The sequence below is a fragment of the Arthrobacter gandavensis genome (genome assembly GCF_015355785.1).
GTDB classification, from domain to species: domain Bacteria; phylum Actinomycetota; class Actinomycetes; order Actinomycetales; family Micrococcaceae; genus Arthrobacter_B; species Arthrobacter_B gandavensis_A.
On record NZ_JADKYW010000005.1, the window covers coordinates 223,234 to 237,784 of the forward strand.

Annotated in this window: 11 protein-coding genes; 4 read left to right on the forward strand and 7 right to left on the reverse strand. The window is 65.8% G+C overall.

Translation table 11 applies throughout. The features are described from left to right. Position 1: 1 nt before the first annotated feature. The 7 genes from secA to mtrA all read right to left on the reverse strand — a co-directional run bounded on the left by secA (position 2) and on the right by mtrA (position 10,070). The gene (secA, locus tag ITX31_RS06100; protein WP_194782590.1) at positions 2 to 2,743 is read right to left on the reverse strand and encodes a preprotein translocase subunit SecA; all 2,742 of its coding nucleotides are present in this window, start codon (positions 2,741 to 2,743) and stop codon (positions 2 to 4) included. Between the two features lie 91 nt (positions 2,744 to 2,834). Continuing rightward, positions 2,835 to 4,043: a winged helix-turn-helix domain-containing protein gene (locus tag ITX31_RS06105; protein ID WP_194782591.1), complete on the reverse strand. Its 1,209-nt coding sequence runs from the start codon at positions 4,041 to 4,043 to the stop codon at positions 2,835 to 2,837. Positions 4,044 to 4,075: 32 nt separating this feature from the next. Further along, complete coding sequence (gene hpf, locus ITX31_RS06110; protein ID WP_194782592.1) at positions 4,076 to 4,804, reverse strand: ribosome hibernation-promoting factor, HPF/YfiA family; 729 nt, start codon at positions 4,802 to 4,804, stop codon at positions 4,076 to 4,078. A 204-nt stretch (positions 4,805 to 5,008) separates the two neighbouring features. Then, positions 5,009 to 5,845, reverse strand: coding sequence for a ComF family protein (locus tag ITX31_RS06115; protein WP_194782593.1), 837 nt, complete (start codon positions 5,843 to 5,845; stop codon positions 5,009 to 5,011). A gap of 107 nt (positions 5,846 to 5,952) precedes the next feature. Beyond that, positions 5,953 to 7,665, reverse strand: a complete 1,713-nt coding sequence (locus ITX31_RS06120) for an LpqB family beta-propeller domain-containing protein (RefSeq protein WP_194782594.1) — start codon at positions 7,663 to 7,665, stop codon at positions 5,953 to 5,955. Then, on the reverse strand, positions 7,658 to 9,388 hold the full coding sequence (gene mtrB, locus ITX31_RS06125) for an MtrAB system histidine kinase MtrB (RefSeq protein WP_323745599.1): 1,731 nt from the start codon (positions 9,386 to 9,388) through the stop codon (positions 7,658 to 7,660). Before mtrB ends, ITX31_RS06120 begins: the two co-directional genes overlap by 8 nt. Before the next feature lie 4 nt (positions 9,389 to 9,392). Continuing rightward, entirely contained in the window at positions 9,393 to 10,070 is a 678-nt protein-coding gene (gene mtrA, locus ITX31_RS06130) for an MtrAB system response regulator MtrA (RefSeq protein ID WP_194782595.1), read from the reverse strand. A gap of 255 nt (positions 10,071 to 10,325) precedes the next feature. On the opposite strand from mtrA, the gene ITX31_RS06135 reads away from it, so the two are divergent. The 4 genes from ITX31_RS06135 to ITX31_RS06150 are packed head-to-tail and all read left to right on the forward strand — an operon-like array spanning position 10,326 to position 14,550. Continuing rightward, positions 10,326 to 11,630 carry a glycerophosphoryl diester phosphodiesterase membrane domain-containing protein gene (locus ITX31_RS06135; protein ID WP_194782596.1) on the forward strand — a complete coding sequence of 435 codons (1,305 nt, stop codon included), beginning with the start codon at positions 10,326 to 10,328 and terminating at the stop codon, positions 11,628 to 11,630. A 6-nt stretch (positions 11,631 to 11,636) separates the two neighbouring features. Then, positions 11,637 to 12,317 carry a DUF4129 domain-containing protein gene (locus ITX31_RS06140; protein ID WP_194782597.1) on the forward strand — a complete coding sequence of 227 codons (681 nt, stop codon included), beginning with the start codon at positions 11,637 to 11,639 and terminating at the stop codon, positions 12,315 to 12,317. Continuing rightward, positions 12,314 to 13,531, forward strand: coding sequence for a DUF4350 domain-containing protein (locus ITX31_RS06145; RefSeq protein WP_194782598.1), 1,218 nt, complete (start codon positions 12,314 to 12,316; stop codon positions 13,529 to 13,531). The genes ITX31_RS06140 and ITX31_RS06145 overlap by 4 nt, the downstream gene beginning before the upstream one ends. Beyond that, the gene (locus ITX31_RS06150) at positions 13,528 to 14,550 is read left to right on the forward strand and encodes an AAA family ATPase (RefSeq protein ID WP_194782599.1); all 1,023 of its coding nucleotides are present in this window, start codon (positions 13,528 to 13,530) and stop codon (positions 14,548 to 14,550) included. The genes ITX31_RS06145 and ITX31_RS06150 overlap by 4 nt, the downstream gene beginning before the upstream one ends. Position 14,551 lies beyond the last annotated feature (1 nt).

Below are 14,551 nucleotides of genomic sequence, written 5' to 3' on the forward strand. Positions count from 1 at the left end.
ACTACTTCCGGCGCTTCTTCTTTCCCGCCGGACGGGCATCCTTCCGGGACGCCGGCTGCGAGGATTTGGCCGCAGCCGTGCGTTCCACCCGGGTCTCCACCTGCCCCTGGCTGTTGGGTGCGGAGAACTGCAGGCTGGCAGGGCGTTCAGGTGCTTCCAGTCCGGGCGCCTCGATGACCGGGCCGCCGCCTACTATGCCGCGGGCGTCCTTCATGCCCTTGAGGGCCTCGGGAACTTCCGGCTGCTTGACCTCGACCTCGACGTTGAAGAGGTAGCGGATGCTCTCTTCACGGATAGCCTCCATCATGGTCTGGAACATGACGAAGCCCTCGCGCTGGTATTCCACCAGCGGGTCACGCTGCGCCATGGCACGCAGGCCAATACCTTCCTTGAGGTAGTCCATCTCATACAGGTGTTCCTGCCACTTGCGGCCGATCACCGAGAGCACCACGCGCCGCTCAAGCTCACGCATCGCAGCTGAGCCGATGGAGTCTTCACGTGCCTGGTAAGCCAGGCGGGCATCGGAAAGGATTTCGTTCAGCAGGAAATCCCGGGTCAGGTTGGACCGGCCGTCGGCCTCGTCAATGACTTCGTCGATGGTCAGGCTGATCGGGTAGACAATCTTCAGGTTCTTCCACAGGGTGTCGAGATCCCAGTCGTCACCGTGGCCTTCAGCCGTTGCCTCGTTCACCACGGCAGTGATGACATCTTCGAGGAAGAAACCGATCTTCTCCTGCAGGTCATCGCCTTCGAGAATCCGGCGGCGGTCCCCGTAGATGGCTTCGCGCTGGCGATTGAGGACGTCGTCGTACTTCAGGACGTTCTTCCGCTGCTCGGCGTTGCGTGCCTCGACCTGGCCCTGGGCGTTCTGGATCGCCTTGGACACGAGCTTCGATTCAAGGGCGACGTCGTCCGGCATGGAAGAGCTGTTCATGATGCGCTCTGCTGCACCGGAATTGAACAGGCGCATCAGGTCGTCAGTCAGGGAGAGGTAGAAGCGGGACTCACCAGGGTCGCCCTGGCGGCCGGAACGGCCCCGGAGCTGGTTGTCGATGCGTCGGGATTCGTGCCGTTCGGTGCCGAGAACATACAGGCCTCCGAGGGCACGTACTTCGTCGTGCTCCGTAGCCACGGCGGCCTGCGCCTTCTCCAGTGCTGCCGGCCAGGCGGCTTCGTAGGCCTCCGGGTTCTCTGCCGGATCAAGTCCGCGGCTGCTCAGTTCGGCCACCGCGTTGAACTCGGCGTTGCCGCCGAGCATGATGTCCGTGCCTCGGCCGGCCATGTTGGTCGCAACCGTCACCGCACCCTTGCGGCCGGCCTGCGCCACGATGGCAGCTTCGCGGGCATGGTTCTTGGCATTGAGGACCTCGTGCCGGATCCCGGCCTTCGCCAGCTGCTTGGAAAGATATTCGCTCTTCTCGACGCTGGTGGTACCAACCAGCACGGGCTGCCCGGAAGCGTGCCGCTCGGCGATGTCCTTCACGACGGCGTCGAACTTGGCTACTTCGTTCTTGTAAATCAGGTCGGACTGGTCCAGCCGGGCCATCGGCTTGTTGGTGGGGATGGGCACCACGCCAAGCTTGTAGGTGCTCATGAACTCCGCGGCCTCGGTTTCGGCCGTGCCGGTCATGCCGGAGAGCTTCTCGTAAAGGCGGAAGTAGTTCTGCAGGGTGACGGTGGCCAGGGTCTGGTTCTCGGCCTTGATCTGCACCCCCTCCTTCGCCTCGATGGCCTGGTGCATGCCTTCGTTGTAGCGCCGGCCGGCCAGGATGCGCCCGGTATGCTCGTCGACGATGAGGACTTCACCCTTGAGGATGACGTAGTCCTTGTCCCGCTTGAAGAGTTCCTTCGCCTTGATGGCGTTGTTAAGGAACCCGATCAGCGGGGTATTGGCAGCCTCATAGAGGTTGGAAATGCCCAGGTAGTCCTCGACCTTTTCGATGCCGGACTCAAGCACGCCCACTGTGCGCTTTTTCTCGTCGACCTCATAGTCGGCGTCGAGGGTGAGCCGCTGGACCACCTTGGCGAACTCGGTGTACCAGCGGTTGACGTCGCCGCTGGCGGCGCCGGAAATGATCAGCGGAGTACGGGCCTCGTCAATGAGGATCGAGTCAACTTCGTCGACGATGGCGAAGTGGTGCCCGCGCTGGACAAGCTCATTGGCGCTCCAGGCCATGTTGTCCCGAAGGTAGTCGAACCCGAATTCGTTGTTGGTGCCGTAGGTAATGTCTGCCGCGTACTGTTCACGGCGGGTGGCCGGGTCCTGGTTGGCGAGGATGCAGCCGGTGGACATGCCCAGGAAGCGGAAGACACGGCCCATCAGGTCCGACTGGTACTCCGCCAGGTAGTCGTTGACGGTGACCACGTGCACGCCGCGGCCCGTCAGGGCGTTGAGGAAGGCCGGAGCCGTGGCCACCAGGGTCTTTCCTTCACCGGTCTTCATTTCCGCAATGTTGCCCAGGTGCAGGGCAGCTCCGCCCATAAGCTGCACATCGAAATGGCGCATGCCAAGTGTGCGGCTGGCAGCTTCCCGGACAAGGGCAAAGGCTTCCGGAAGCAGGTCATCGAGGCTCTCGCCGTCCGCGTGGCGTTCCTTGAGGTTGTCTGTCTCGGCGCGCAGTTCGGCATCGCTCATGCCCTTGAACTCGTCCTCGAGCACGTTGATCGCATCGGCGTAGTTACGCAGTGTTTTCAGCGTCTTCTTGTCGCCGGTGCGAAGAACTCGTTCGAGAAGTGATGCCACTGATTTGCTCCCAATCTAGTGTTGCCGAAATCTGGCGTCCCCAGTCTACGTGAGAGACGTCCGGCAGGCCGCCAAGGTTCCCGCTCGGGAATCATCCTCGGTCGATTGCCAGTTTCAGGGCGGGCGCAAGGTTGCCCACAGGACTTACCATAACCTCTGCGAGGCCAAGCCACTGCGCCATTAACCGTAATTCTGCGGCCAGCTCAACCGCGGTTTCTGCGGGCGAGCCGGGTTCTGCGTGGGCGGCCTGGACCAGGAGGGCCCGTGCTGCCCGGTCAGCTTTCAGGTCTACCCGGGCCACTATCGCCTCGCGCAGCAGGAACGGCAGTACGTAGTACCCGAACCTGCGCTTCTGGGCCGGCGTGTAGATTTCGATCCGGTAATGGATGCCGAAAACTGCCTGGAGACGGCGCCGGTCAAAGACCAGTGAATCGAACGGGCTCAGCAGGCCGCGTCCATGGCAGCGTCTGGGGATCTGCGCCTCCGGGTGGAGGAAGACGGGACCTTTCCAGCCGTTGACCGAAATTTCCTCCAGCTTCCCCTGCCCTGCGAGGCACTGCGCGGCGGCAAGCGTGTCACGCAGCGGCAGGCGGAAGTAATCTGCCAGCATAGGCGCCGTGCCCAGGCCAAGTGACCGCGCCGCATTCTCCGTCAGCCGCAGCAGCGCTTCGTTGCGGTCCGCGGGTTCAAGGGCCGCTTCGCCGTCAGGATGCACGGAGGCGGCGGGTGCGTAGAGCCGCTCGAAAGCAGTTCCCCGTCCGGCGGAGGAGATGACCCCCTGTTCGAAAAGGTCTTCCAAGACCCGCTTTGAGGCGCTCCAGTTCCACCCCCACGCTTTAGAGCCGGGCTCGGCGGCCTGGCCAAGGGCCGCCTCTACCTCCCGCGCGGAGAGGGGGTGTTTGCGCTCGAGAAGTTCAACAATGGCCTGGCTCAGTTCGCTGCGCGGCCCGTCCGGCATGGACGTGGCACGCATCCAGGTCCGGCGCTGCCACGTCCGCAGGTCAGCGAAGAGGTCCGGACGGATAAAACTGGCTTCGTGCGCCCAGTACTCAACCATCCGCCGGGGATGCCGCGCGGCCATCCGGTCCAGGACATCTCGGTCGTAGGCGCCCAACCGGGTAAACAACGGGAGGTAATGGCTCCTGGCCAGGACGTTCACCGAGTCGATCTGCAACAGCCCCAGGGCATCAAAAACGCGGCCCGTCTGCCCGGGGGTCGGGCGGACGGGCCGCGGTTTGGCTAACTGCTGGGCGCCGAGGATGGTGCGGCGTGCCCGGTCAAGGGAGAAGGATGCTGGCATGCACCCATCCTAGGACCGGGACACTTGCACCTCTACGACGCGGCTTCCACGTCCTGGGCAGCCGGTGTGGCGTCGCGGTAGCCGCGCATTTCCTCACGGATTTCCTCGGTTCCCTCGGCGCACTTGGAATCGAGGGTAATGACGCCGTAGGTCCAGCCCTTGCGGCGGTAGACCACCGACGGCGCTCCGGTGGCGGCGTCTACGAACAGGTAGAAGTCGTGGCCAACCAGTTCCATGTTGTCGACTGCGTCGTCAAGGCTCATGGGGGCACCCGGGAAAACCTTGCGGCGGATCAGAACCGGGCACTCGCCGGTCTGCATGTCCTGGTCGGTGGCTTCGTTGCTTTCCGCCGGGACAGTTTCAGCTGCTGCGAACTGGGAAGACAGTGGCTCGGAAGTGCTGGCAGGCTCCAGCCCCGCAGTCGCGACCCGTACCGGAACGGGGGTGTGGCGCCCGCGGTGCACTTTGCGCCGGTCGCTGGCGCGGCGCAGGCGTTCCATGAGCTTGCCGTAGGCGAGGTCGAAGGCCGCAAACTTATCTGCAGAAGACGCCTCGGCGCGGACCACCGGTCCCCGGCCCAGGACGGTCAATTCCACGGTGAGGGAGCTGTCGGCTTCACGGACGTTTTCGTGCTTGGTGACCCGGGCATCCACCCGCTGCACCTTGTCTCCGAGGTTCTCGACCTTGCCGATTTTTTCGGCGGCGTACTGACGGAACCGATCGGATACTGCAACGTTTCGTCCGCTGATCATGAATTCCATGGTGCCCTCCAATATTCTTCGGTGACACAACAACGGCCGCTGCCAGTTTCCTTCGCGGCCGTTGCCGCAGGACTGCTCCGTTTCTTGAAGCAATCCATACCCAACACGTTAGATCACCCGGAAGCTTTATTCACCTTCTGACCTTGGCCGCTGTTCGCAGGCTATGCCGCGCCAGCCGGGTTCCGGTTCCAGCTCCGGAACCGTTCACGGCGCACTCCCGGCCGCGGGTGCCGGAGCACGGACGGCGGCGATGACGGCTGCCCCGGCCACCTGCGCACCGGTGGCCCGCAGGGCGCGGGTTGCTTCTGCCAACGTGGCGCCGGTGGTCAGGACATCATCCGCGAGAAGGACAGTCATTCCTTGCAGGTCCCCCGGCCGTCCAGCGGTCATTGTCCCGTGGACGTTCCGGCGCCGGGCACCCGCACCAAGGCTCTTCTGCGCTCCGGAGCGCAGCGAAGACAGCTCGGCTCCGATTCGGTAGCCCAGTACTCCGCGGACCTCCATCCCTGCGGGGAGCAGGCCTCTCATGCGCACTTTCGCCAGGATGAGCTCCAGCGGGTCATAGCCGCGGCGCGTCCGGCCGCGGAAGCTGCCCGGGACGGGAACCAATGCCACGCGTCCCGGAAACCCGGATGACGGCGCCTGGTGCAGCGCCCGCGCCATGGCTTCGGCCAGGATGCCCAGCAGGTCGGTATGCCCATGATTCTTGCAGGCAAGCACTACGCGGGAGAGCCCACCAGCGTACCGGCCGGCGGCCGTTACCGGCAGGGGAATCGGCTCCACAAGGTCCGGGGTGCCGCGGTTCTCCGTCACTCCCCCTTCCGCTTCCGGGAGCATTCCCGCCCCGGCGGACGCGTTGAAGGGACGCAGCGTCGCATGGCGGACGGCTATGCGGCACTCCGTGCACAGGGACTCGTCCGCAGCCCCGCAGACCACGCATTCTGCAGGCAGGATTACCGCGGCCAGTTCCCGGCAGGCCGCCAGGACAGCGGCCGGTCCGGGGGCAGCCAGCCAGTCCTCCAACACCAGGGAATGTGCCATGCGCCAAGGCTTCCGGCAGATCAGCTGCAGGTGGACTGCAGCGCACCCGGCTGGGGAAAGGGGAGGCGTTGCGGGCAGGGCTCCGTTCGTTGTGGAGGCCTGGACCGCTAGCCGGGGAAGGCCGGATCCCGGATGCCGTCAATCTCGCGGATCCAGCCGTTGCCCAGCTTCTTGTAGACAGCACCGGCCGTCTGCAGGAACAGGTCATCCGGTCCGTCTCCGCCGCTGATACTGAAGCTTCCATCCAGCCCGGCCAGTTCCTGGTTGTCTTCCGCAGGGTCGAGAATCACCGGTTTCAGTGACTCATCCTGGCCTTTCTGGAGGGCGGCCACCTTCGTCTCGCCCACCCACACTGCGGTGGTGACAGGCTCGGCCGTCCACAATTCAAGCGGAGTGGTCAAGGTTTGCGGCGCACCGTTGGAAGAGCGCACGACGCCGGCGACCAGGACGCGGGACGCACCGTTCTGCTCGGCGACCAGCAGGGCACGGGCGCCGTCACGCGAGATCCTCAGGTCCCGCACAACCATGTCGCCGAGCCAGGAAGGTGTCAGGCCCGTCTGGGCGGAGGCGGCAAGGTCCGGCCCCACGGCAATGAGCCGGCTGCCCTCGCCCTGCGCGGACGCGGACCAGATCCAGCCCTCCGGGTCGATGCTGGGACCGGTCAGTGAACTCCCGGTCGCCACGGCCGCGACGTCCTTGTCCGGCCCGGTGACCAGCAGTGTTCCACGGTCCCCGGACAGGAACGCGACCGTGTCCATCTCTCCGGCAGATACTGCCGGATCCCGGGGGTCGTAGGAGGAGACATCAGGCAGGTTGCTGATCTCCTGGACTTGCCGGTCGTGGAAGAACACGATGTCCTGGCCCTGGATGCCAACCTGCGTCTTGCCTACCCCGGGATCGTCCTCGACGGGGATCAGCTCGCTGCTGGCCGGCCCCAGGTCCACCTCGCGCTGGTTCACGGTCATCTCAACGGAGTTGACGTTGTTGAGCTGGCGCAGGTTCTGCTCCAGCTGGAGTTTCATCTGCTGGCGGTTGAGGTCGGTGGAGTCTTCCAGGACGTCGGCGGCGAAGTCCACGGAAGCGACGCCGGAAACCACGGGAACGGCTTCGCGTGCAAGCTGGGTTTCCACCGGGAAGGCACTCGTGACGGCTCCTTCCAGGTAAGGCGCCGGACCGGCCAGCATTGCATTGACCACGGACGCTGCCATGCCGGAGCGCTGGACGAACCAGCGAGTGTCCGGAACCCAGTACCGGTAGGTGCTGGAGTAGAAGTACAGATTGTGGGCACGGAAGATGATCGGGAAGGTTATGTCCGAGATCATGATGCCGTTGGGGATGCCGCTGATGCGCCACTGCCCGTCCTGCTGCACGAGCCGGACCTGGATGGTCTCGGTGGTTCCGGGGGCCGACTCGGTCCGGATGCCCTGGGCGTTGACGGATGCGACCACTTCGAGCTGGATCTGGAATACATCGGGTTCAGGCATCGGCACAATGCTGGGGTCTGCCCCGTAGATCACCACGCGTTCATTGGGGACCCAGGAAGCCGCCGTTTCGGCCGTCAGGAATTCCCTGGCCGCAGTGTAGTCCTCGCCAGCGCCGACGCCTGCGTCGATAAAACCTCCGATGATCCCCTGTGGAGAATCGTCCTCGACGGGGCCGGGCGGGCTGTAGCTGAGCTGCTGCGTCAGCGAGCTGCCGCCCGCGCTGGCCGTCGCCGTACCCACCGGCCCGACTGTGGGTATGGACGAGCAGCCGGCCAGGAACACCAGGGCGGACAGGAAAGCGGCGGCTGACGCCTGCCGCTTGTGGGCCCTACGCATTGTGGTCCTCCCTCTCGGCAGAATCGGGGGCGGCGAGCGCCTTGGGAGGCGACGGGAGCGGGGTGTCCTGCGGTGAGAGCGGAACCGGCGACGCAGCAAAACTTACGCCGTGCCTGCGCGGCACGGTCAGGCGGAAGCAGGCACCGTCGCCGGGGCTGCCCCACGCTTCCAGCCATCCGTCGTGCAGCCTTGCGTCTTCGGCAGCGATAGCCAGCCCGAGTCCGCTGCCTCCGGTTGTTCGTGCGCGGGCCGGGTCGGCCCGCCAGAACCTGTCGAAGACCCGGGCGGCGTCGTCCTCGCTCATTCCGATGCCGTAGTCACGAACGGCGACGCCCACGGCGTCTGCGTTCGTCGCAACCGCGATTTCAACGGGTTTGCCTTCACCGTGTTCCAGCGCGTTCACCACGAGGTTCCGCACGATCCGTTCGATCCGGCGCGGATCGGCGTCGACCACCACCCGCTCCTCCCGGCAGACGATCCGGACCTCTGAGCCGTTGTTGACTGCCAGCGGCTCGGTGGCTTCCACGACGTCCCGGACGATGCCCAGGATGTCCGCTGCCTCCAGGTCCGGTTCGGCTGCTCCGGCATCGAAGCGGCTAATCTCCAGGAGGTCCGCCAGCAGCGCCTGGAAGCGTTCAACCTGGTGGTACAGGAGCTCTGTGGAGCGTTTCGAAATGGGGTCGAAGCCTTCCCTCGCGTCGTAAAGGACCTCAGCTGCCATCCGGACGGTGGTGAGCGGAGTCCGCAGCTCGTGCGATACGTCCGAGACGAACCCCTGCTGCATTCTCGAAAGCTGCGCCAGCTGCGTGATCTGGTCCTGGAGCGTCGCGGCCATGTGGTTGAAGGAGGCTGCCAGACGGGCAACTTCGTCCTCGCCCTTGACCTCCATTCGCTCCTGGAGTTCGCCCGCCGCGAGCTTCTCCGAGACCGACGCCGCAGCACTCACGGCACCCACGCCAGCCTTGGTCACCACCCAGGCAATGGTTCCGATGATGGCCAGGAGCAGGCCCCCGGCAATCCACAGGATGCGGTGGATGTCATCGAGGGTCTGCTGCATGGTGTTCAGGTCATAGACCAGGTACAGCGCATATTCCGAGCGGTCCGGAGGCAGCGTGACCTTGGTGCCGAAAGCAAGTCCGGGTTCACCGTGTTCCAGGGCCAGGGCGGACCAGTGCACAACGTCTTCCCCGTCAGGGTCCAGCCCCTCCACCGCATCGCTGAGCGGCGCGGGAATGCTGCCGGCAGTGATCCGGTCTCCCAGTGTTGCGACGAAGAGGTTCTCCTGGTCTGGAAGAGGGGCGAGCAGGTAGCGGCGCGGCGTCTCCGCTCCCCGTCCCTCGAGCAGCGAAAGGGTGTTGGAGACCAGGCGCTCGGTTCCCTCGCGGTCAGCAGCGGCCGTGGTCCGGAAATTCTCCTTGACGCTGCTCAGGCCGGCTGTGGCCTCCGCCTTGAACTGGGTTAGCCGCTCTTCATAGAGGGCCCCGGCGATTTGGTGGGACAGGAACGCCCCGATGCCGCCCGCGGCCACGATTACCAGGAGCAAGGTCGCCAGGACAGTCTTGAACTGGAGCGAGCGGCGCCAGCGGACGGCGATCTTGGCGACGGTGGCGCGGTGGACCCGCTCGGCTGTGCGGCGCAGCACGGCTCCGGTTCGGAGCATCCGAGCCCTGGCCCGTGCCCTTGGAGCAACCGGTGTGCCGTTCTCCTCCCCGGGGGAGGCCACGGACCTAGTTTTGGCCGGCTTTGTAACCGACACCGCGGACCGTCAGGACAATTTCAGGAGCTTCGGGGTCCCGCTCAATCTTGGACCTCAAACGCTGGACGTGCACGTTCACCAGCCGCGTGTCTGCTGCGTGGCGGTAGCCCCACACCTGTTCGAGCAGCATTTCCCGGGTGAAGACCTGCCAGGGCTTCCGGGCCAGTGCTACCAGGAGGTCGAACTCAAGGGGCGTCAGCGCAATCCGCTCACTGCCGCGCGCCACGGAATGGCCGGCAACGTCGATGGAGATTTCGCCGATGTTCAGCGTCTCCGGTGCCTTCGAATCAACCGGGCGCAGCCGGGCACGGACGCGCGCCACCAGCTCGGCGGGTTTGAACGGCTTGGGAACGTAGTCGTCTGCGCCGGATTCAAGGCCTCGAACGACGTCGGCGGTGTCGGATTTGGCGGTCAGCATCACGATTGGAACATCTGACTCGGCGCGGATCTGGCGGCACACTTCAATGCCGTCCATGCCCGGAAGCATGAGGTCCAGAAGGACAAGATCCGGCTTGGAGCCGCGGAAAACCTCCAGCGCCTGCGCCCCGTCTGCACAGAAAACGGGGTCGAACCCGTCGTTGCGAAGAACAATGCCGATCATTTCGGCCAGCGCTTCGTCATCGTCTACGACCAGTATCCGTGCCTTCATGCTTTCCTGTTCCCCGTTACTTCCCGCCCGCCAGGGCATTCGACGTCCTGGGCTGTTCGGCACCCACGCCATTACGTGCGCTCTCACCGGACATGCGGCAGTTACCCACGAGGCATGCCGGAATAGCCCATGGTATCCCTATCATCCCAAACGGCATATTTTTGCCGCGGCCCGCCGGGTCCCGGTCAGGGCGTCCAGAAACTATAGTCGGACTAGGAGAAACGGAACTGAGCGCTAAAGAGGCGGGGGACAATCATGAGTCAGGACAATCACAACGAACCAGAGCCGGGGGGCGCGTCCCGTCCCGGATCCGGCTCGCAGCCGCCCCCGCCTCCCCAGGCGCCCTGGTCCCAGCAGCCGCAGTGGGGGCAGCAGCCCCAATGGGGCCAGCAGCAGCCTGGCCAGCCCCTTCCGCCCTATGGACAGGCCGCCGCCCCCGGCTGGTCCAACCCCTACGGCGCCCCGTACGGCACCGGAGCTCCCGGCGGCTATCAGCAGGGCCCGTATTCCCAGGGCCAGTACAGCGCTCCGCCAAAACCCGGCGTCATCCCCCTCCGACCCCTCGGATTGGGCGAAATCCTGGACGGAGCCTTCCAGGCGTGCCGTCGCAACCCCGCAGCAACCTTCGGCATCGCGGTACTCATCCAGGCCGTCATCGCGGTTCTCACCGTCGTCTTCGGACAGTCCCTGCTGGCGCCGATCAGCGATATCGGCCTGGAGTCTGACCTGACCGATGAACAGGCGATGTCCCTGGGCGCAACCGCCCTCACCGGCGGGACTGCCCTGACTATCGTCTCCGCCATCGGAGTCCTGCTGATGCAGGGACTCCTGGTGATCCCGGTTGCCCGGGCCATCCTGAACCTGAAGACCGGATTCGGCCAGACCTGGGCCCTGGCCCGAGGATCCATGCTGCGGCTGGCCGGGCTCGGTCTGCTGATGTTCGCTGCAGCCGCCGTCGGCCTGGTTGCCTTCATCTTCATTGTGGTGATGCTCATCGAGTTCCTGGGGCCACTGGGTATTTTCCTGACGGTGGCAGGCGTCCTCGGCGTCATCGCCGTCTTCGCCTGGCTGTCCGTGAAGCTGGCCCTGGCACCTGCTGCCCTCGTGGCCGAGCCGCGCGGGGTCTTTGCCTCGATCGCACGTTCCTGGACCCTCACCAGGGGCAACTGGTGGCGCACCTTCGGGATCCTGCTGCTGACCAGCGTGATCGTCTCAATCATCGTTTCGGTGATCAGCACCCCCATCACCATGCTGATCACCCTCTTCGCTTCCTTCGGGACGGCCGAAGCCGGCGCGGACGACCTGAGCGCCGTGCTGCCGGTAATTGTCCTCACCACCGCCGTCTCGGCCTTCTTCGGAGCAATCGGCTACGCCTTCCAGGCGGCAGTCACGTCCCTGCTCTACATTGACCTGCGGATGCGCCGGGAAGGATTCGACGTGACGCTGATGAAGGACCAGGAAACCGCGGCGTCCTCCGGACCGGATTTCGTACCCGGCAGGAACCTGCCGCCGGCCGGCTCCGGACAATGGCCTCAGGGCCCGTACACCGGTACTGCCTAGGGCTGCATGAGGACAGTGATCTTCGCTCCCCCGCTCCGTCAGGTGCCGGTGGAGCCCGACGCGGACCAGGCCCGCCGCTGGCTGCAGGACGAGCTTTCGAGCTCCGAGTACCAGGACGCGCAGCCAAGCCTGGTGGAACGGGCAGTGGCCAGGATCCTCGAATTCCTGGACGAGCTCCTTTCGGGCATCCAGGGCGTTGGCGCTCCCGCCGGCATCCTCCTGCTTGCTCTCGGCGCCCTGGTTCTTCTTGCCCTGGCCGTCCTGGTGGTCCGCCCGCGGCTGAACGCCCGGAAGAAGCCTGCCGGCCTGTTCGACGAAACCGGCCCGGATCAGGATGCCTCCTCCCACCGTTCGCTGGCCGAGGAAGCAGCAAAGGCCGGAGACTGGGACACGGCGCTGACCGAACGGCTGCGGGCGATCCTGCGCACCTCGGAGGAACGGGTCATCCTCGAACCCCGCCCCGGCCGCACCGCCCGCGAGGCCGGGGCAGCGCTTTCCGCCGTCTTCCCCGCGGCGTCGCAGGAGATCCTGTGGCTTAGCCGGCGCTTTGACGAGATCCGTTACGGCGGCAGCCGGGCAGCAGAGCCTGACGTCCGGCGTGCTGCCGACCTGGATGCCGGGCTGCTGCGCTCCCAGCCTGCCGACCCGGCCGCTGCTGCGCTGCCCTTCCTGGCGGTGCCGAAGTGAGCTCCGCAGCTCCCCCGGCGGCACAGCTGGAAGAAACCGCCCCGACCGGCACCGGATCGGACGCCGCCTCGTCCGCCCTGCGGAGCCGGCTGCGCGCCTGGCGCCTGTGGATCATCCTGTCGCTCGTCCTTCTTGGCGGCGTCGTACTAAGCCTGCTCACTGCGCCGGATACTGACCGGACCAGGCTTTCCGCCTCGAACGCAGCCCCTGAGGGCGCCCAGGCGGCGGTCCGTGTCCTGGAGGAACGGGGCGTGAACGTGGTGCCGGCAGAAGACTATGGCGAAGCCCTTCGCCTGCTCGGCGGGAATGGTGCTGCCCTGCTGCTGTATGACCCCAACGAGTACCTCTCCGGCCAGCAGCTCAGCGAACTGGGTAACGCTGCCCGGAAAAGCATCCTCGTGGAGCCAACGTTCGCGCAGCTGCTGGCTCTGGCCCCGGACATCTCCCAGGCCGGCCTGGTACCCCAGGACGTCATTGACGCCGGTTCCGTCGATGCCGGCTGTTCCGCACCGGCAGCTGAGGCTGCCGGGTCGGTCTCCGCGGGCGGACTCGCCTACCGCGGCCCGGTTACCTGCTTCACCGTGACCGGCAGCAGCGAACCGGCTGCCGGACTGTTCGCCGAATCCGAGGACGATTCCGCTGCCGTGCTGGGATTCACCGGCCTGCTCGCCAACGAAACCATTGCCGAGAACGGAAACGCCGCCTTGGCGCTGCGGTCCCTTGGCAGTGCTGACACGCTGGTCTGGTACCTGCCGGTGCCTGCGGATATCCCGGCCGGCGACGCACCGGCGAATCCGTTCAGCCTCCTGCCGGAGTGGGTGGATCCGCTGCTCGCCTGGACGCTGGTGGTGGCTGCCTACGCGGCCTTCTGGCGCGGCCGCAGGCTTGGACCGCTGGCAATGGAACCCATGCCCGTTGTTGTCCGCGCTGCCGAAACCGCCGAGGGGCGGGCACGGCTGTACCAGGACAGCAGGGCGCTGGACCGCGCTGCGGATAATCTGCGGGCCGGCACCATGGTGCGCCTGGCCGCCCGCCTCAGGCTGGGACCCGGCAGCTCAGCCGCCGACGTGGTACGGGCAGCAGCGCGCAGCACGGGACGCTCCGCGGCGGACATCAATGCACTGCTCAACGGGCACACACCTGGAAATGACAGCGACCTGGTGGCCTGGTCACAGGAACTGCTGTACCTAGAGGAAGAGATAACCGAATCATGACCCAGCACTACCCATCGGTGTCCGGCTCAGCCGGAGCGGGCAGCGTCCAGGCCAATGCCGAGGATGCAGGCGAAAACGCAAGGCATGCACTGCACAGCGTCCGCCAGGAAGTGGCTAAGGCGGTGGTGGGTCAGGATGCCGCGGTGACCGGCCTGATCATTGCCCTGCTTGCACGCGGTCATGTACTGCTCGAAGGCGTTCCGGGCGTTGCGAAGACGCTGCTGGTCCGGACCCTGGCCGCAGCGCTGTCCCTGGACACCAAGAGGGTGCAGTTCACTCCGGACCTCATGCCCGGCGACGTGACGGGTTCGCTGATCTACGACGGACGCACGTCCGATTTCAGCTTCCGCGAAGGCCCGGTTTTCACCAACATCCTGCTGGCTGATGAAATCAACCGCACTCCCCCCAAAACACAGGCCTCGCTGCTCGAGGCCATGGAGGAACGCCAGGTTACGGTCGACGGCGTCTCCCGGCACCTCCCCGACCCGTTCCTCGTGGCCGCGACGCAAAACCCCGTTGAATACGAGGGAACCTATCCCCTGCCGGAGGCCCAGCTGGACCGTTTCCTCCTGAAAATGACCCTCGACCTTCCCTCCAGGGACGATGAAATCGAGGTGATCCGCCGGCATGGAAGCGGTTTCGATCCGCGCAACCTCACCGCCGCGGGCGTGCGTCCGGTCGCCGGAGAGCAGGACCTCCGGGCCGCCCGTGAGGCAGTGGCGAGGGTGGATGCCTCCCCGGAAGTCCTGGGCTACATCGTGGACCTGGTCCGCGCCACCCGCTCCGCGCCGTCCTTCCAGCTCGGGGTCTCCCCTCGCGGTGCAACGGCCCTGCTGAACACCGCACGGGCCTGGGCCTGGCTGTCCGGCCGGACCTTCATCACCCCTGACGACGTCAAGGCATTGACGCTGCCCGGGCTCCGGCACCGGGTGGCGCTGCGTCCCGAAGCCCAGATGGACGGCGTGCGCGTGGACGACGTGCTCGGCAGCATCCTCGCCACCGTTCCGGTTCCCCGCTAGC

What these genes read in the sequence shown, in the direction of transcription:
- ITX31_RS06105 (WP_194782591.1), bottom strand. Translation starts at nt 4,043, where the DNA reads ATGCCAGCATCCTTCTCCCTTGACCGGGCACGCCGCACCATCCTCGGC.
- hpf (WP_194782592.1), bottom strand. Translation starts at nt 4,804, where the DNA reads ATGGAATTCATGATCAGCGGACGAAACGTTGCAGTATCCGATCGGTTC.
- ITX31_RS06115 (WP_194782593.1), bottom strand. Translation starts at nt 5,845, where the DNA reads ATGGCACATTCCCTGGTGTTGGAGGACTGGCTGGCTGCCCCCGGACCG.
- ITX31_RS06120 (WP_194782594.1), bottom strand. Translation starts at nt 7,665, where the DNA reads ATGCGTAGGGCCCACAAGCGGCAGGCGTCAGCCGCCGCTTTCCTGTCC.
- mtrA (WP_194782595.1), bottom strand. Translation starts at nt 10,070, where the DNA reads ATGAAGGCACGGATACTGGTCGTAGACGATGACGAAGCGCTGGCCGAA.
- ITX31_RS06135 (WP_194782596.1), top strand. Translation starts at nt 10,326, where the DNA reads ATGAGTCAGGACAATCACAACGAACCAGAGCCGGGGGGCGCGTCCCGT.
- ITX31_RS06140 (WP_194782597.1), top strand. Translation starts at nt 11,637, where the DNA reads ATGAGGACAGTGATCTTCGCTCCCCCGCTCCGTCAGGTGCCGGTGGAG.
- ITX31_RS06150 (WP_194782599.1), top strand. Translation starts at nt 13,528, where the DNA reads ATGACCCAGCACTACCCATCGGTGTCCGGCTCAGCCGGAGCGGGCAGC.